The sequence below is a fragment of the Spongiibacter nanhainus genome, from assembly GCF_016132545.1.
GTDB lineage: Bacteria > Pseudomonadota > Gammaproteobacteria > Pseudomonadales > Spongiibacteraceae > Spongiibacter > Spongiibacter nanhainus.
Map to the genome: position 1 here is coordinate 2,473,349 of NZ_CP066167.1, position 17,077 is coordinate 2,490,425.

General features: G+C 58.7%; 15 protein-coding genes. 10 read left to right on the forward strand and 5 right to left on the reverse strand.

What is annotated here, in order from left to right; genetic code table 11:
- Positions 1 to 137 precede the first annotated feature (137 nt).
- Positions 138 to 944 carry a putative porin gene (locus tag I6N98_RS11390; protein ID WP_198568485.1) on the forward strand — a complete coding sequence of 269 codons (807 nt, stop codon included), beginning with the start codon at positions 138 to 140 and terminating at the stop codon, positions 942 to 944.
- 62 nt (positions 945 to 1,006) lie between these two features.
- Here the strand turns inward: I6N98_RS11390 and hrpB are convergent, their stop codons facing one another.
- Positions 1,007 to 3,535, reverse strand: a complete 2,529-nt coding sequence (gene hrpB / locus I6N98_RS11395; protein WP_198568486.1) for an ATP-dependent helicase HrpB — start codon at positions 3,533 to 3,535, stop codon at positions 1,007 to 1,009.
- A 177-nt stretch (positions 3,536 to 3,712) separates the two neighbouring features.
- Here hrpB and I6N98_RS11400 point away from each other — a divergent pair, with 177 nt between their 5' ends.
- Complete coding sequence (locus I6N98_RS11400) at positions 3,713 to 4,816, forward strand: hypothetical protein (protein ID WP_198568487.1); 1,104 nt, start codon at positions 3,713 to 3,715, stop codon at positions 4,814 to 4,816.
- Between the two features lie 500 nt (positions 4,817 to 5,316).
- Here the strand turns inward: I6N98_RS11400 and I6N98_RS11405 are convergent, their stop codons facing one another.
- Entirely contained in the window at positions 5,317 to 7,413 is a 2,097-nt protein-coding gene (locus tag I6N98_RS11405; RefSeq protein WP_198568488.1) for a TonB-dependent receptor, read from the reverse strand.
- A gap of 270 nt (positions 7,414 to 7,683) precedes the next feature.
- Between I6N98_RS11405 and I6N98_RS11410 the strand changes: the two genes are divergently transcribed.
- The 3 genes from I6N98_RS11410 (at position 7,684) to I6N98_RS11420 (ending at position 9,968) form a co-directional block, all read left to right on the forward strand.
- Entirely contained in the window at positions 7,684 to 8,106 is a 423-nt protein-coding gene (locus tag I6N98_RS11410; protein ID WP_198568489.1) for a BlaI/MecI/CopY family transcriptional regulator, read from the forward strand.
- Positions 8,099 to 9,040, forward strand: coding sequence for a M56 family metallopeptidase (locus I6N98_RS11415; RefSeq protein WP_198568490.1), 942 nt, complete (start codon positions 8,099 to 8,101; stop codon positions 9,038 to 9,040). The genes I6N98_RS11410 and I6N98_RS11415 overlap by 8 nt, the downstream gene beginning before the upstream one ends.
- A gap of 124 nt (positions 9,041 to 9,164) precedes the next feature.
- The gene (locus tag I6N98_RS11420) at positions 9,165 to 9,968 is read left to right on the forward strand and encodes an acyl-CoA thioesterase (RefSeq protein WP_198568491.1); all 804 of its coding nucleotides are present in this window, start codon (positions 9,165 to 9,167) and stop codon (positions 9,966 to 9,968) included.
- Between the two features lie 9 nt (positions 9,969 to 9,977).
- Here I6N98_RS11420 and I6N98_RS11425 read toward each other — a convergent pair whose 3' ends face one another.
- Complete coding sequence (locus I6N98_RS11425) at positions 9,978 to 11,114, reverse strand: acyl-CoA dehydrogenase family protein (RefSeq protein WP_198568492.1); 1,137 nt, start codon at positions 11,112 to 11,114, stop codon at positions 9,978 to 9,980.
- Positions 11,115 to 11,125: 11 nt separating this feature from the next.
- Positions 11,126 to 12,313 (reverse strand): acyl-CoA dehydrogenase family protein, encoded by a 1,188-nt coding sequence (locus I6N98_RS11430; RefSeq protein ID WP_198568493.1) that lies wholly within the window; start codon positions 12,311 to 12,313, stop codon positions 11,126 to 11,128.
- Positions 12,314 to 12,510: 197 nt separating this feature from the next.
- Here I6N98_RS11430 and I6N98_RS11435 point away from each other — a divergent pair, with 197 nt between their 5' ends.
- The 3 genes from I6N98_RS11435 (at position 12,511) to I6N98_RS11445 (ending at position 14,421) form a co-directional block, all read left to right on the forward strand.
- Positions 12,511 to 12,993, forward strand: coding sequence for a Zn-ribbon domain-containing OB-fold protein (locus tag I6N98_RS11435; protein ID WP_198568494.1), 483 nt, complete (start codon positions 12,511 to 12,513; stop codon positions 12,991 to 12,993).
- Positions 12,990 to 14,177: a lipid-transfer protein gene (locus tag I6N98_RS11440; protein WP_198568495.1), complete on the forward strand. Its 1,188-nt coding sequence runs from the start codon at positions 12,990 to 12,992 to the stop codon at positions 14,175 to 14,177. The genes I6N98_RS11435 and I6N98_RS11440 overlap by 4 nt, the downstream gene beginning before the upstream one ends.
- A gap of 64 nt (positions 14,178 to 14,241) precedes the next feature.
- The gene (locus I6N98_RS11445; protein ID WP_198568496.1) at positions 14,242 to 14,421 is read left to right on the forward strand and encodes a hypothetical protein; all 180 of its coding nucleotides are present in this window, start codon (positions 14,242 to 14,244) and stop codon (positions 14,419 to 14,421) included.
- Here the strand turns inward: I6N98_RS11445 and I6N98_RS11450 are convergent.
- The gene (locus I6N98_RS11450) at positions 14,402 to 14,641 is read right to left on the reverse strand and encodes a DUF2061 domain-containing protein (protein ID WP_198568497.1); all 240 of its coding nucleotides are present in this window, start codon (positions 14,639 to 14,641) and stop codon (positions 14,402 to 14,404) included. The genes I6N98_RS11445 and I6N98_RS11450 overlap by 20 nt on opposite strands.
- Positions 14,642 to 15,107: 466 nt before the next feature.
- Between I6N98_RS11450 and I6N98_RS11455 the strand changes: the two genes are divergently transcribed.
- The gene (locus I6N98_RS11455) at positions 15,108 to 16,409 is read left to right on the forward strand and encodes an ammonium transporter (RefSeq protein WP_198568498.1); all 1,302 of its coding nucleotides are present in this window, start codon (positions 15,108 to 15,110) and stop codon (positions 16,407 to 16,409) included.
- Positions 16,406 to 17,050 carry a hypothetical protein gene (locus tag I6N98_RS11460; protein ID WP_198568499.1) on the forward strand — a complete coding sequence of 215 codons (645 nt, stop codon included), beginning with the start codon at positions 16,406 to 16,408 and terminating at the stop codon, positions 17,048 to 17,050. Before I6N98_RS11455 ends, I6N98_RS11460 begins: the two co-directional genes overlap by 4 nt.
- Positions 17,051 to 17,077 lie beyond the last annotated feature (27 nt).

Sequence of the window (17,077 nt, forward strand, 5' to 3'; positions counted from 1 at the left end):
AATTTTCACACTCTTCTGTTCTACTCAATTGATCAGGTTGTGTTAGCCTGCTTCTGCATTCGCACCATATTTGTGCGGCACGCAGTAACAAGCGCACCGCTTGATAACATTTCAAGGAACGACTCCAAGGGGGAGACATGAAAAAAACGATACTCGCTACCGCCGTACTCACTGCCAGCTGCATGAGCTACGCTGACTACCAGTTTGAAGTCGCCGGCGTGATTGGCCAGGGAGAAATTGAAGCCGGCAATAACAGCGTGGATACCGATAGCTACGGCATTGGCGGTGAGTTTCACTTCCAACAGGTCGACACCAGCAAAGGCCCGCTGGCCGAAGCGGCATTTCTGGATAAGTCATCTTTTGTCGACTTTCTCTACACCAGCACCGAGCTGGACTTGCCTGGTGCCGATGATACCGACACCTTTGGCTTCGGCGGCCGCTTCGTTACCGCGACCAACCTGATCATTGAGGCGGACTACAGCGAAGCTGACGACGGCACCAACGATGCAGACTCCGTGCGTGTCGGCATCGGTACTTACCTCAACGACACCACCGACGTGGTCGTGTCCTACCAGGCCGATAGCGAAGATGGCGGCGACGACGTCGACACTCTGAACGCCGCTGTGCACGGGGTTAACGCCCTGATGCAAGGCGCATCACTGGCCTATGACGCGTCATTGAGCTACATCGACACCGACGACGATGACGGCTTCGGTATCGACGTGGGCGCCACTTACTACTTCAACAATGCCCTGGGCATCGGCGTGACCGCCGGCGTTGCAGAAATCGGCGACATCGAGACAGACTCCTTCACCGTGGAAGGTAGCTTCTTCCCCATGCCGGAGCTGGAACTGGCCGCTTGGTACTTCAACGACAATACTGACGACGGGAATGTTGACTTTGAAAGCGACGGTTTTATGTTTGGCGCGGCCTTCCGCTTCTAAACAACGATCGCTTTACCGCTTTCTCACGGCCGCTACTGCGGCCGTTTTTATTTCTGCGCCATTCAATTATTCAGGTGACGTTTGGTTTTGGCTGTAGCCACTGCTGTTAAAGGATCATCCGGCCAGGGGTGCTTGGGATAGCGCCCGCGCATTTCCTTTTTAACGCTGTCGTAGCCATTGCGCCAAAACGCCGCCAAATCCTGAGTGACCTGCAAGGGGCGCCCCGCCGGCGACAGCAAATGGATCAGCAGGGGCTGCTTGCCTTCCGCGACCCGGGGCGTGCTCTGAACTCCGAACATTTCCTGGAGCTTTACCGCCAGCACAGGCGGCACATTGCTGTAGTCTATTTTGGCGCTATTGCCCGAGGCCACTGGCAATCGCTCTGGTGCATTGGCAGCCAGCGCCTGTTGCTGTTCCCAGCTGAGCTGAGCCAGCAGCGTGTCTTTCAGCTCTAGGCGCTGTAGGGCCTTGAGGCTGTTGATGTCGTTCAAAAAAGGCAGTAACCACTGTTCCAGCGTCGCCATCAGGCCGGTGTCGCTCCAATCTGGCCACGCCCCTGGAGAGCAGTCGTGCGCTCTGACAAGCGCCACTCTGGCCCGCAGTTGGGAGCACTGTTCCAACTGCGGTAGCACCGATAGCCCCCGGCGGCGGATCATGCTCAGTATTGCCTGCTGCCGGAGTTCACTGTCGACAGTGGGCTCATTCCGGCTGGCCAGTACCAAGTGACCCAGGCGAGACTGGCGCTCCGCCACAAAGCGCTGTCGTTCATCGTCCCAGTCGGCCACCAGTTGATCTGTGGTCAAAAAAGACAGTGCCCCTGAGAACACCTCCTCATCCAGCGGTGCGGCCAGACGGATGACGTCCCGTGCGTCACCGACCTGCCCGCTCAGCTCCGCCACCGCCAACCAGGGTGTGCCAGCCAGGCTGGAATCCGGAAGGAGCGCAGCGCGGCCATTACTAAGCAAGTAGTCCTGCGCTTTGTCCTTGGACTGGCTCTCTCTACAGCGGGCGATGCGGTCGGGAAAGGCCACCGCCAACAGCAGGCTCACTGTTGCCAAATCTACAGCTCCGCCGCTGACACCTTCGCCGTTATTGTCCCCCAACAGTCGCGCAAACTGCTTGGCCTGTCCCCATAAACGCCGGGCACTACCTTGCCGCGTCAACACCTGCTGCCAATAGTCACTGATATCCACTGGACTGCCGCCCCGCCTATCCTCCGCCAATAGTGCCGCGAGGGCGCAGGCCTCTTTCGTCAGGCCATTCTGCTGCGCCCATATCAACATGCGGGCAATGCGCGGATGAGCTGGCAGAGAGGCCATGGCCCGCCCCTGGGCACTCAGGGATACCTTTCCCTCCACTGGCTCCGCCGCACCCAAGGCAATTAACAAATCCAGGGCCTGGGATAATGCGCCGGGGGGCGGTGGATCGAGCCAAGGCAAGGTGGCGGGGTCATTACTGCCCCAGTCCAGCACCTGCAGCGCCAACGGCGCCAAATCTGCCACCGCAATATCGGGGACGGAAAACGCTGCCAGGGTGCCGTGCTCTTCCTCGCTCCACAGGCGATAGCAGGTGCCAGGCTGCAGTCGCCCGGCCCGACCGGCACGCTGCTCGGCGGAAGCTCTGGAAATTCGTGCAGTGGACAATCGGGTCATACCGGTGCGAGGGTCAAAGGCAGCCCGGCGCTCCATGCCGCTATCCACCACCACGCTCACGCCCTCAATGGTTAGACTGCTCTCGGCAATGTTGGTGGCCAGAACAACCTTGCGCTCACCCTCGGCGGCAGGCGCTACCGCCTGCCGTTGGGACGCCAAATCCAAACTACCGTACAGGGGCGCAATGTGAATTCCCGCAGCCACCCGCTCCCTGAGCCGTTCCGCCAGTTTATGAATTTCCGACTGGCCCGGCAGAAACACCAGCACACTGCCATCAGTAGAGTCCAGAGCGCTAATCACCGTGTTGAACACATGGTTTAACAGGGCATCTCTGGGCGCATTGGCCCGCCGCGCTAAGGGGGTGTAGTGAACACTCACAGGAAACTGCCGACCGTCACTGCGCACCACCGGTGCGCCATCGAGAAAGGCGGCCAAACGATCCCCTTCCAGCGTTGCCGACATAACCAGCAGTTTTAAAGGTGCTTCCCGAAGGTCGGCAAACAAGCGGCGCCCTTCCAGGCACAGGGCCAGACCGATATCGGCGTCCACACTGCGCTCGTGAAATTCATCAAAGATCAGCAGGCCGACCTCCTCCAAACTGGGGTCGTCCTGCAACATGCGGGTCAGAATGCCTTCGGTAATTACCTCTATGCGGGTCTGGCTGCTCACTTTGGATTCCATCCGCACCCGATACCCCACCCGCTTACCCACCGATTCACCCAAGTGCTGGGCCATGCGTTCAGCCGCGCCTCTGGCGGCCAGGCGCCGGGGTTCCAACATCAGAATTTTTTTACCGGCCAGCCAAGGCTCCGACATCAACTCCAGCGGCACCACGGTGGTTTTACCGGCACCCGGTGGGGCTTCAACCACGACCTCGTTGTGGTCTGCCAATGCAGACTTTAGCCGCGGCAGGACATCGTGGATTGGTAACTTTTTCATAGTGGGGGCAACACAACTGGACTCGGCTTAAAGCGAGGCACAATATAGCAGAGTGTGCTGTAATCAACAGAATCGCCCGGTGCCTGATATTGCAGTTCAGCGTGAGAGGGATAGAGATCAGGGGCAAGCCAGTTGGACACCATCGGCTTGGTCCAAACTTTTGTCACGGAGGAAGACATGTACAGCAAGGCCATCGCGGCGGCGTACCTATTGGGAATGCTGCTAGTCAGCAATGCAGCTCTCGCTTGTCGCTGCAGCGAGCAAACACTGCAGCAGTACTTTGACAATAGCGACATGGTCTTTGTCGCCACGCTGACCAGTGCGGAATTACCCAGCCATGAGTTATCCGCAGACAGTGCGCCCCCCGGTCAGCAAATACTGCGGTTCAGTGCCGTTAACCGCTACCTTAAAGCCCCTGCCGAACTGACAGGGAACCCAGCAGCGACACCGCGTTTTGTGACCGCCACGACCTCTGCCCAGTGCGGACTGGCACCCCATCTCGGCGCACGCTATGTCGTCTTTGCTCAGATTGATTCCCGCCACCCCGGCACCGCTATTATCGACAGCTGTAATGGCTCCCGCCCCATCGCGGGGGAATTTGCCCAGAGCTTTATCGATACCCCAGCCGCGAACGTCACTCAGCAGTTGGATGCTTTAGCGGCTGCCGACATACTGGCCAAGATTAGCCAGAGACAGCCCTCATCCAGCAACCCCCTCAATGAAACCCTGGTGGGTCTACTGACGCTGGAATCGCTGGAACAAGGCGGGTCCATTAAAACGTTTCAGCGGCCCGATAGCAGCGAAGACATACCCGCTGAAGATCCGCGCATCGTGCATTACAGCGATGAACTGATCAGTCGTGAAATCAGCGCCGAAACCCCGGCCGCAGAGGTCTATGCACAGCTGGACGGGTGGTTGAAAGTACACCGCCAGGGGCTGGGTTTTCGCTGGGTCCAAGAGGCCGAAGCCGGTCCCTTCTGGCCCTACGACACGCTGCCGATTCGTCGGCTGAGTTATCTCAATACAGAGTGGGACGGCTATATCTGGCCGGACCCCGGCGCCGGCCTACCGTGGTATGCAAAGGCCGGTGACCACAGCGAACACGCCATCGTCGTCCACGATAGCCAGCGCATTGGCGGCAGTTTATGGTTTAAAGTTGAGCTGCTATCTGAAAGCCCCTGCGAGGGTATCGACCCGCCCCGCTCCTTGGCGGCCGGTTGGATTCCCGCCTATGGCAGCTCTGGTAAACCCGCCGTATGGTTTTACTCCAGAGGTTGCTGAAGCTCGCGGTCTGCGCCGCCGCTGGTATGGTGTTGGCAGGCTGCGGCCAACCGGTGGGTACAGCCTGCAGCATCGAGGGTAGTGGCTTTACCGCCCGTCACCCCTGTGCCAGCAAATGCCTATCGCGATGGAACGTCCGCTGCCCCAATGGCGATGTCATTCAACCTCAGCTTTGCGCGGGCAAACCAGACTGCCAACCGGGTAGCTGTCCCGCCGGTCAGGTCTGTTATCACTTCGAGGATCCCTTTGATGCCGTGAGTTATTGCTTGCCAGACACAGTCTGTGGGTCAGCCTTAACTCAGCAGCAAGCGCGGGACTGGGAGCGGCACGCTAAAGAAAGGGCGAGCCAATTGCAGCAGCGCAGGCAACAGCACACGGCCCCGGCAAAAACTACCGTTCCGGCTCCGACCTCAACTGACGTCTCACCTGACTAGCTCGCCGCAATAGTCACTTTCTTATCCCTCTGCTTTCCCTCAACTCTGGGAACTCGACATTGAGTTCTAGAACCACCACTTGCCCGTGACCCGAAGCGTTCTCGGCTCCAGAGGATGGAAGTGAATATCCTCGACGCCCCCGGCGGGCTCACCCGCCAGACGCGAGGCATAGAAATAGTCAATATCGTGATCATCGCTGTCGAGTACGTTGAGGACTTCCAAGGACACGTCCAAGTGCGGCCAGCGGTAGCCCAGCTTGCCATTCACCAGCGTCGTAGGATCGGACTGCATATCGTTAAAACTGTCCAGGCTGCGCTCACCAAAATGGCGTACTCGCACACTGCCGTACCAGGCATCGTCGTCACTGTAGGACAGACCGGCGCTGACTACTTCCGGCAACGCACCCTCTATGTAATCCCCCTCACCCGCGGCGTTTTCCGAAAACCGCGCCCGGGTGTAGGCGTACTCAAGGTCTGCCGTCCAGTTAGGAGCGATGGGATAGTACAGGGTCACTTCTACCCCGCGCCGCTCTGAGGCCCGACTGGCCTCGGTGTTGCCCGCATCGCCGACAAACAGCAGTTCGGAATCGATATCCAGTGTCCACAGGGCCAGCGACGCGCTGACACCGCCACTGGCAAAGAAGCGCAGACCCATTTCACCGCCGTGACTGCGCACTAAAGGATCGACACTGTCGACCGCGCTGCCATCCACCGGGTCGACGCGAATTGTGGTTCCCCTGGCGTCATTGGAGTGGAAGCTCTGTCCGTAACCGACATAGCTCTCCAGGTTGGCATTAATGCGATAGGCCACGGTCAGTTTTGCACTGCCAATACCGTCGCTCTCGGAGCCAGAATTGGCGGGCCGATCACTGTCGACATCAAAGTCGTAATAGTCATAGCGCAAGCCCGCCGTTGCGGTGAGCTTCTCCGTCAGCGCCACATCGCCCTGCCAAAACAGCCCCACCGAGCCTTCCTTGATGCTGTCTTCTCGCACGGTGGAAAGGCGTTGTCGATTGGCGCTGCGGTAAAGGCCCACCTCGTCAATATCGTCGTAACGCCACTGCACACCGAACTGCTGTTGCAGCGGCCCGGTTGCGGGCAACAGGTGACGCCACTCGCCGCCCAGTATTCGGCGCGAGTCGTACTGTTCAAACTCATCGCCATTAACGGGATCATCCAGCAAGTAAGTGAAGTTAGAGAACAACTCCAGCTCATACTCGATCACGTAGAGGTTGACGGAGTTGCGCTGATTCTTCCACTGCGCAGACAGACTATAGCGACTGGATTCACCGCCCACATCGGTATCGAGACTGCCGTACTGGTCGATCAAGCCCTGAGATACTGCCCTCTGCGGAATCTGGTCGGCGGCGTTCCAGCTGTTGTCGTAAGCCATGGCCGACATCGACAACTCACCGCCCCACATTTCCTTGGTATAGCGCAGCACAGCGTTGAGCTTTTCAATATCCTCGTCGATATCAGTCCAGGGCCCATCGTAGTACTGGTTCTCTAGCGCAAACAGCAGATTCCCGCCGGCCAGCGCGCTATCACCCATTGCCAATAACCGCTGGTAGTTGTCCTCACCCAGTGTCAGTGCAACACCCGAACGTGACAGGCGCCGCTGACTATTGATCGACGCGTTGCCGACCCCAGAGAAATCCCCCACATCGGCATAATAGGGGCCCTTCTTAAAGCTGATAGAGTGAACCAACTCTGGAATAACAAAATTTAAGTCGGTATAGCCCTGCCCGTGACCATGGCTGCGCATGTTGACCGGCATACCGTCAACGAAAGTGCTGAAATCGGTACCGTGATCCAGGTTGGTACCACGCAGAAAGTATTGATTGGCCTTGCCGCTGCCACTGTGCTGGGTTACCACCATGCCCGGCACCAGTTCCAGAACCTCACCAGTGCGCTGCAGTGGTCTTACCTCGATATCCTTAGCGCCCACTACCCCCTCTGACGCGGACACCGACTGGCCCAATAAATTGTGCTGGCGGCCAAATACGTTGACCTCTTCCACCGCGCTGTCGAGCAACCCAGGCTGACGATCAACGGATAAATCTGCGGAAGCTGACTCATCACCCGCTGGCTGCGCTACCACGATACCGCTGCACAGCCACAGCCCTCCCCACAAAAAGGTCAGCCCCACACTTCGTTTTATCATCCCCACTCCTCGTCGTATTGTAATTTTTTACCCAGTCATCGCTCCCTGTGCCGGGCGCGTACACTAAAGTCACACGACATCTTCCCCAAGCGGCGGGAATTCGCTAGTGTTATTGGCTTGGATAGCCGACAGCGGCTGAAAGAAAAATAATATTTACTTTTTATTTCATGCACTTACAGAGATTACAGTGACGGATACGCAAACCAAATTAAAGGACCAGAAAACCGTGTCGGAATCGGTTTTTAACGACAACGCCCCGGGGCGACCGCAATGAGTGGTGAGCGCCGCTCCAGCCACAACACCCTGCCTCAGCTCGGCGAGCTGGAGCTGGCGCTATTGGAGTTGCTATGGCAACACCCGAGTAGCAGCGCCAAACAGTTGCAGCGGTATTTGCCGGCCCATTTTTCCGCCGGTCTCAGCACTGTCCAATCCACCCTGGAGCGGCTCCATAAAAAACAGCTGGTCACTCGGGTTAAACAGCGCCACGCTTACCGCTATGCACCCAGCTATAGTCGTAGCGAGCTAATGGGGCGACTGATCGGCGGTGTGATTGAGAAACTCCACGACGGCCCCGCCGAAACGATTCTGAGTAGTTTTGTCAGCGCCGCTGCCTCCCTCGACGCCCGTTCACTGGACCGCCTGCAAGAGTTGATCGACCGCCACCGTCAGCAACAGGAGTCGCGGGATGATTGAGCTTATTCTCAGTGCCAATGCGGCATTTCTTATACTGTGGTGCTTACTCAACATTGCGGCGCTACTCGGCTGGCCATTGATACGGCGCCTGGAACAGTATTTACACCCGGACCAATTCAGCCAGCTGCTGCTGATCTGGTTTGCGCTGCCTCTGGGGCTTGCATTGCTGCTGTGTCTACTGCTTTACAGCCCGCTGGGCAGTACTTGGCTAGTAGCCTCCCACTGCCATGGCACTCAGTGCGGAGAACATGTGCCGCTGGGCATCGTTCCGGGCCTGGGCACGGCGGCAATAATACTCACTTTGGCAGTGGTGCTTTTTTTGGCCGGCAAGACCTATCGGGCCTTGCGGCAAAATCGTCGTTTATTGGACCTGTTGGAGGCCGGAGCTCGGCGCGGCCGAGATTACTGGACCCTTGGAATCGACCAGGCAAGTGCTTTTACGGTGGGTTTTTGGCGCCCCACTGTGGTCGTCAGTCAAGGCCTGTTGGCCGCCAGTGAGCAGCGAGATATCGATATTCTATTGGCCCATGAGTGCGCTCACCGCCGCCGCAAAGATAACTTGCGACTGCTGTTGATGAGCTTATTTACCCTGCCCATACCAGGGCCATACCGAAGCAATATCCGAGATCACTTTCGGCTAACGCTGGAAAAAAGCTGCGACCTCAGCGCTGCACACCACCATTCAAAACTGGAGGTGGCCAACGCCATCGTCAACATCGCCAGGCTGTGCCATATTCGCGCCGAAGCCATCACATCGGCCTTTGCAAACCACCATGTGGAAAGCCGGGTGCATTTTCTCCTCAAGCCGACCCCGCCCCGGGCTGGCAAGCCCCTCTGGTTTGCTCTACTGGCGGTGTTAACAATAGGCACGCTGTTGCTTGTCACACCTTTGCATCACGAGCTGGAGCAAGTGCTACGTTTGCTTGCAATGTAACTCGCGGCTCACCAGCAGCTCCCAGATCAATACGTCGGGAACTGGCGGGGCTTGCCTATCGAGCCCCTCGCATTGTTTACAGCGAATACATACAATAGCTCCGCCTACTGACCTGGAGAGCGCCGTGCAGACATTTTCCACTATCCTCGATTCCCTTCAAGCGATCGACGACGATCACTATAACGTCAGCTATGACGACAGCTGGCTCCAGGGCCGCACCGCTTTTGGTGGACTGAGCGCGTCGCTGGTAGTCGCGGCCATGGCCCAAACCGTTCCCGAGGATCGTGCTTTGCGCGCGCTGTCAGTCTCCTTTGTTGGGCCTGCGACGCCAGGGCAGCACAGCATTCGCCTGCGGCGCCTACGGGAAGGCGGCTCGGTCTCTCACTTGCAGGGGGAGCTTGTATGCGATGGCGAAGTGGCAACGTCGGTCAGTGCCGCCTTTGGCAGCGGCCGCAGCAGTTCTTACTTACAGTCAGCGCCGCCTCGCCCCGATTGCAAAAAGCCCGAAGAGTGCGAGCGACTGCCCTTTATCCAAGGGCTAACACCCGACTTTACCCAGCACTTCGAAATGAGGCTAACACACGGCGCCCTACCCGGGGCCAAAGCTGACTCTGCCGACTATGGCCTGTGGCTGCGTTTTGTTGAGCCTACGCCCACGTCGATCGCCAGCCTTATCGCCCTGGCCGATGTACCACCCATGCCCGGCCTGAACGTGGTCCAGGCCATGAAGGCAGGCAGCTCACTGAGTTGGTATCTGGAGTTTCCCGCCGGTCTCGACGGCAGCGATATGAACGATTGGTGGTATTACGACTACCGCTGCCAGTCAGCGGCGGACGGCTATTTTAATAACACCGCCACCATCTGGGACCCCAGTGGTCGCCCGGCCATGTTCAGCCGTCAAGTGGCGGTGGTCTTCGAGCACTCGTAGCCCCATCAGTTATCCGCAAAAGGCCTCGCCAGCAGCAATGCGTTTGCCCAGTGCGGCGAGGTTGGCGGCGGAGCTGCCCATCATCATTTCGTTAGAGCGCAGCCAGGTGCAGTAGCGCCACAATGGGTAATCCCGGTCGATGCCAGTACCGCCGTGCAAGTGCTGTGCAGCGTAGCTCACCCGGTGGCCCACATCCCCCGCCCAGACCTTGGCGATATACACTTCGTTAGTGGCGTCGACGCCGCTATCCAGCCGGCTGATCGCTTGATAGGTATTGAGGCGCAGGCACTCCACGTCGATAAAGCAGTTGGCGGCGCGATGCCCCACTGCCTGGAAGGTGGCGATCGGCACGCCGAACTGCTGGCGCTCAGCCGTGTAGGACGCGGTCATGCGCATCGCCTTATCGCTGGCTCCAAGCTGGTGGGCACACAGGGCTGCGGTGGTGTGCTGGCTGATCCAGTCCATCACTTTGGCACCCTCACTCTCCGTCGCCAGGATATCCCCGGCTGAAATCCGCACCTTGTTCAGGTCGATATGGTATTGGGGTTCGTAGTGGGTCGCCTCTACCTTGGTCAGGGTCACCCCGGCGGCACCGGGGTCCAGCAGCACCACGGCAACACCATTACCCAGGCGCACTGACAACAGTATCCGTTGGGCCCGGTCGGCAAAGGGCACACACCACTTACCGCCACTCACTACCAGGTCATCCCCGTCCTGTTCGGCATGGGTATGGAGTGGTGCGCGGGGGTCTTCGTTGCCCGCTTCCATCAGTGCTGCACTGAGGATGACGTCACCGCTTACCACCCCCGGTAACCATTGCGCTTTTTGTGCGCTGCTACCAAATTGCTGCAGCGGCATGGCCGCCGATACCAGATTGGCGATCAGAGGCAGCGGCGCAATACTGCGCCCCGCTTCCTCCACCAGTAGTGCCAGTTCAAAAAAGCCAAAGCCCATGCCACCGTGCGCTTCGTCAACGGCCACCCCCAGCAATCCAGCCTGAGCAGTTTGTTGCCACAGTTCGGTGTCAAACCGGGGCGCCTTATACTGATCAAAACGCGCCAGCTTTTCTGGCGTTACGTTGTCATCGAATAACTGGCGCGCCAGATTTTGTACATCGCGTTGTTGCTCTGATAGTGCAAAGTCCATAGTGATATCTCCTAGCGCGCCGCCCGGGGCATCCACAGCCCCGCCGCAGAAATAATGTCTCGTTGAATCTCATTGGTGCCGCCACCAAATGTGATGATAGAGGCGGTCCGATACAAACGCTCAAGGCGCGAGGCAATGGGGTCGGCGCCTTCGGTGCGGCGGTTGATCACCGAGGCCTGGCCAATCACTTCACCCAACAGCCGATAGGCCTCAATAAAGAACTCCGAGCCGTACACTTTGGCAGCGGAGGCATCCGCCATATCCAGCTGCCCCTCTGTCATCGCCCAGGCCTGCTTGTAACACACCAACTTCAGGGCCTCGACGCCGACACGGACCTTGGCCAGGTTGAACTGAATCCAGGGCTCATCGATAACCCGACCGCCGCTGGCAGACGGGGTCTCTGTGGCCCAGCGCACCACGGCGTTAAACAGCTCTGCGGTGGGGCCGAAGTTCACCAGACTCAGACGCTCCCGATTGAGTTGGCTGGTGATCAGCTTCCAGCCCTTGTTCAACTCTCCCACCAAGGCATCGTCGCCAACGCGGATATTGTCGTAGTAAGTCGCGTTGGTGCGAACACCACCCAACGTCACCACTGGGCTACAACTCCAGCCCGGGTCACTGGTGGGCACCAGAAACATCGAGATGCCCTTGTGAGGTTTGGCGGCATCTGGATCGGTGCGGCAGGCCAGCCACACGTAGTCGGAGAAGTGCGCCAGGCTGGTCCACATCTTTTGGCCATTGATCACCCAGCCATCGCTGTCGCGAACCGCTGAGGTTTTAAGACTTGCCAGGTCGGTGCCGGCACTGGGTTCCGAATAGCCAATCGCAATCAGGCAGTCACCGGACAGAATCTTGGGAACGATCTCGCGTTTTTGCCATTCGTTGCCGTGCTCCGCCAATTGCGGTCCGACCGACTCAGTGGTCAGAAACGGGAAGGGATAGCCGGCCCGCATCACTTCCTCGACAAAAATAAACTGCTCCAGCGGGCTCATGCCTCGACCGCCTAGCTCGGTGGGCCAACCCACGCCAATCCAGCCGTCCCGGCCCATTTGCCGCAGCGCCTCCCGCCACAGCGGGCCACCGCCCTCGCCCAGGTTTTCGTCGCACTCGGCCTTGAGTTCTGGGGTCATCATGGCCGCAAAGTACTCACGCAATTCCTTGCGCAGTGCATCCTGTTGCGGGGTAAACTCGACTTTCATTCGCTGCCTCTCGCGTTTTGCCGTTGGCTGTTATTGCCCCTCATCTTAGAGGGACCCCGATGGCCCACAATTGCAAAACTCGTCACCCGGATGACATTAGCAGTCAGCCAATGTCCACCCCGCTCCCTCATATAGACGATTGGCTCAAACCGGCGCCGCTGCGATCATGCAAGCTACTGATGTTATGGAGAATAACAATGACTGAAGGCACCGCTGCGCCCGGTCAACAGGGCGATGTCCAGGCCGCGATCGACGGCTGGTATACCCTGGACCACAGCCAACCGCAATTGCTGGGGAGCCGCTGCACCGAATGCGGCAGCTATTACTTCCCCAAGACCCTGAGCTACTGCCGCAACCCGCAATGCGACAGCAGTGATTTTGAAGAGGTCCCACTCAGTCGCCACGGCAAAATTTGGTCTTATACCAATGCCTGCTACAAACCGCCTGAGCCCTTTGTAGCGGACGACCCTTTCGAGCCTTTTGCTATCGCCGCAGTGGAGCTGGAAAAAGAACAAATGATCGTGATGGGACAGGTAGTTAAAGGTATCGATACCGATCAGCTCAAAGTGGGCCAGGATGTCGAACTGGTCCTGGAGACACTCCACCAGGAAGACGGCGTCGATAAAGTGATTTGGAAGTGGCAGCCAGTCAACACCAACCCAGCGGAGGCGGCATCATGAGTAACGACATCGCCATTCTGGGAGTCGGCATGCACCCCTGGGGGAAGTGGGGCCACAACTTTGTAGAATACGGCGTTCACGCCGCTCGAGCCGCATTAAAGGATGCCGAAGTGCCCTGGCAGGACGTGCAGTTTGTCTCCGGTGCCGCCACCATGCGCTGCGGTTACCCCGGCTATGTTGCCGGCGCGACCTTTGCCCAGGCCCTGGGCTGGCAAGGTGCCCAGGTGAATACCTCCTACGCCGCCTGCGCGTCCGGCTCTCAGGCTTTGGCTGCAGCCCGAGCCAAAATACTGGCTGGTGAATGTGAAGTAGCACTGGTGGTGGGCGCCGATACCACACCCAAAGGCTTTCTGGCCCCGGCCAAAGGTTATCGCCCCGAAGACCCGGATTGGGTGCGCTTTTACCTGGGTATCACCAACCCCAGCTACTTTGCCCTCTACGCCCGCCGCCGTATGGACCTGTACGGCGACACCGAGGAGGACTTCAGCCAGGTCAAGGTGAAGAATGCCCAGCACGGCTTTGCCAACCCCAATGCCCGCTACCGCAAAAAATTCAGCATGGAAGACGTGATGAACTCGGCCATGGTGGCTGACCCACTGCGGCTGTTTCAGATCTGCGCCACCTCGGACGGCGGTGCGGCGATGATCGTCTCGAGCATGGATTACGCCAAGCGCATGGGCCGGGGCGACGCGGTGCGGGTGGCAGGCATCTCCACCAGTACCCCCACTTACGCCAGCGCCGTCGTGGAAATGCCAGACATCGCCACCGACTCGGCCGCAGCCGCCGGAATCACCGCCCACAGCTTCCGCTCGGAACTGCCCAAGGCCGCCTACGAGCAGGCCGGCATCGGGCCCGAGGACATCGATCTGGCGGAAGTGTACGACCTGTCCTCCGCCCTGGAGCTGGACTGGATTGAGGACCTGGGCCTATGCCCCCGGGGTGAGGCGGCGCAAATGCTGCGCGCCGGCGATACCACACTGGGCGGCAAGTTGCCGGTCAACCCCTCTGGCGGTCTGGCATGCTTTGGCGAGGCTGTCCCCGCCCAGGCATTGGCGCAAGTATGCGAGTTAACCTGGCAGCTGCGCGGCCAGGCCGACGGACGCCAGGTGGATAACGCCAAGGTGGGCATCACTGCCAACCAGGGGCTGTTTGGTCACGGATCCTCTGTGATCGTCAAACGCTGACAGCAGTCGCAAACTTGTTACACTGACGCCCTCGTTTCACCTTTTACGTTTGGATGGGGGCGTCATGGCCAATTTGCTCACAATCTTAGCCGTACTATTTGTGGCCCTGCTGGTTATTGTCCCGATGGTGGAGCGCTTCGCTCCCCGCCCTACTCCCGAGCAGACGCAGCGCATGAGCCGCTGGATTCTGCCGCTGGTGGGGCTCTCCCTGGTCATCGCTCTGATCAAGCAACTAATGGAGTAGATCGAGAAGCGTCGATAGCAACATCCGCGCTATCGGAGAGTCGCAGGGTGCGAGTCTCTAAGCGCTGCCACAGCCGCTCATGGAAATAGAAGGCCACGGTATTCACCGCCGGCTCGACCAGCGCCACCAGCCCACCGACAACCACACTGCCAGTTAGGATGTAGGCCACACCAAAAGCGACGCTGAAGTGCATAAGGGCAAAGCTGAAGGTTTTTTTCATGGATCCTGCTCCTGTTTCGGCACCATGCCGACATATGCATTAATGATAATGCTTATCATTTAATTAAAAAGTAGAATCTTCCGATGTGCTTGATCGGCGGAAGCTATTATTCGGCTCTCACTCTAAGGGCGCTTTACAAGGCCTCCCACCCCAATGGCTCCCTGCACTACTGACGGGCACACCGCCGCACCATTAATTGGCACGCCGTCATCGGGCGACCTCCATGTAGCGACTTCAAAAGCCTGCCGATCCTCCAATCATGGGGCCAAGGGGCGTCTTTTACGGCTACCCACTCCTGCACACCAGGGCAGCACAAGTGCTCTGGCACAACAGTTGCTCTGCATGCCATAAGCAAAGGATTGCCGATAGTTTGCCCCGATATGCATGGAATCGCGGCATAAACGCAATGAAAAAGGCATTGCGGGCAAAACCAACGCTGCTGGTGCGGCGCGCTATTGGAGACCCTATGAAAATCACCTACTTCGCTGTTGCTTTGTTGCTGCTGCCCGCAACAGCTATGGCAGACACTACTCCCCAGGCCGCCAGCGATATGGTTTGGCTGGCTGCCGCCAGCGCGCTGGTATTTCTTATGCAGGCAGGTTTTGCCCTGTTGGAATCGGGAATGTCCCGCAGTAAAAACGCCCTCAATGTGGTGATGAAAAACTACATGGATGTGTGCATCGGCACCCTGGTGTTTTGGGCCATTGGTTACGGCTTGATGTTCGGCACCAACCCCAGCGGCTGGTTTGGCACCGACTTGTTTATGCCCGGTGCCGAAGAGCCCAGCCTCTACGGCAGTTTATTATTCCAGACCATGTTTGCCGCTACCGCGGTCACCATTGCCAGTGGCGCTATGGCGGAACGCACCCGCTTTGATGCCTACCTGATTGGCGCCATTGTGGTCACCGCGGCAATTTATCCGATTTTCGGCAGCTGGGTGTGGAACAGTGGCGGCTGGCTGGCCAAGATGGGCTTTATCGATTTTGCCGGTTCTACCGTAGTCCACTCTGTGGGGGCCTGGACGGCGCTGGCCGGTATTGTGGTGCTGGGCCCGCGTTTAGGACGCTTTGACCCGGATGGCAAGCCCCGGGAAATTCGTGGTCACAACCTCACTCTGGTGGCACTGGGGGGCTTTATCCTGTGGTTTGGCTGGTTCGGTTTTAACGGCGGCTCCACCCTCGCCGCCTCGGAAGACATTGGCCTGATCAACCTCAACACCCAACTTGCTGCCGCGGCCGGTGCCGCCGGTAGCATGTTGCTGGCCATTGCCATGCGCAAACCCATCCTGCTAACTGAAACCGTCAACGGCAGCATTGCCGGCCTGGTGGCGATTACTGCTGGCTGCGCCTCAATGCTCCCGGCCTACGCCCTCTTGACGGGTTTTATCGGCGGCATTGTCTGCAGCCTGGGCGCTCGCGCCATGCTGCGATTCCGTCTCGACGATGTGGTGGGCGCGGTGGCGGCCCACGGCATTGCCGGTGCCTGGGGCACGCTGGCGGCGGGGATATTTGTCACTGGCAATATGTTTGATAGCCAGCAAATCATTGTTCAGTTGATCGGCATCGGCGCCTGTTTCGCCTGGACGTTTACCACGGCGCTACTGATGTACTTTATTATCGACATGGCACTGGGCCTGCGGGCGCCCAGCCAGCACGAGCAGCGCGGTCTCGATCTTAGTGAACACGCCGAAATCGGCTATCCGGAATTCCCCACCAGTAACACCGCCTACACCGCTGACCGGGTGAGCAATATGGACCTCGGCCGATGAGTAGCATGAGTCTCAGTCATCGACGCCGGGCGATTTACACCGGGCTCAAGCCCTTCCTATCCGACGATCGCCTACAGCTGGCCATTCGTCATTGGGAGGCCCAATACGCCGACCAGCCCAGCCTCGCCCTGCAGCGTTTTGTCGCCGATATCTGTCGCGACGCCGAACTCAAGACCAAGCGCAGCACCATATTGCGCCAGCTGTTGCAGACCATGGCCCAACCCGAGCAGGAACTACTGGCCGACCCGGGCTCATCGCTACCAAATAACAAGCCCGGCCCCGCTGCCGAGGCCGACCACGCTTACAGCGTGGCCTTTGGCGCACTGCTCTCGGCAATGATGGCGCTGCTGCCCGATGGCCAACAGCACAAACAGCGGTTGGAGTTTTTCTCGGCCCTTCGCAAAAGCGATATGCCCGCCCGAATCACTGAGAGTCTGCAACACTGGCTGAGCCAGCCCAGTGCCCCGCTGCTACTGTACGATGCACCCAAATCGATGCTGCGCAAGGTGTTGAACCAGTTTTACGTGGTGCTGTGTGAAGCGGTAGGGCCGGTATCAGCCGACAGAATTCTGGCGACTGCGGCAAAACAGGTGGGGGCTGAGCGGCCCGAACTCGGCAAGCAGTTGGACGCATTGCTATAGCCTTGCGGCGCAAAGCCTAATGACGCT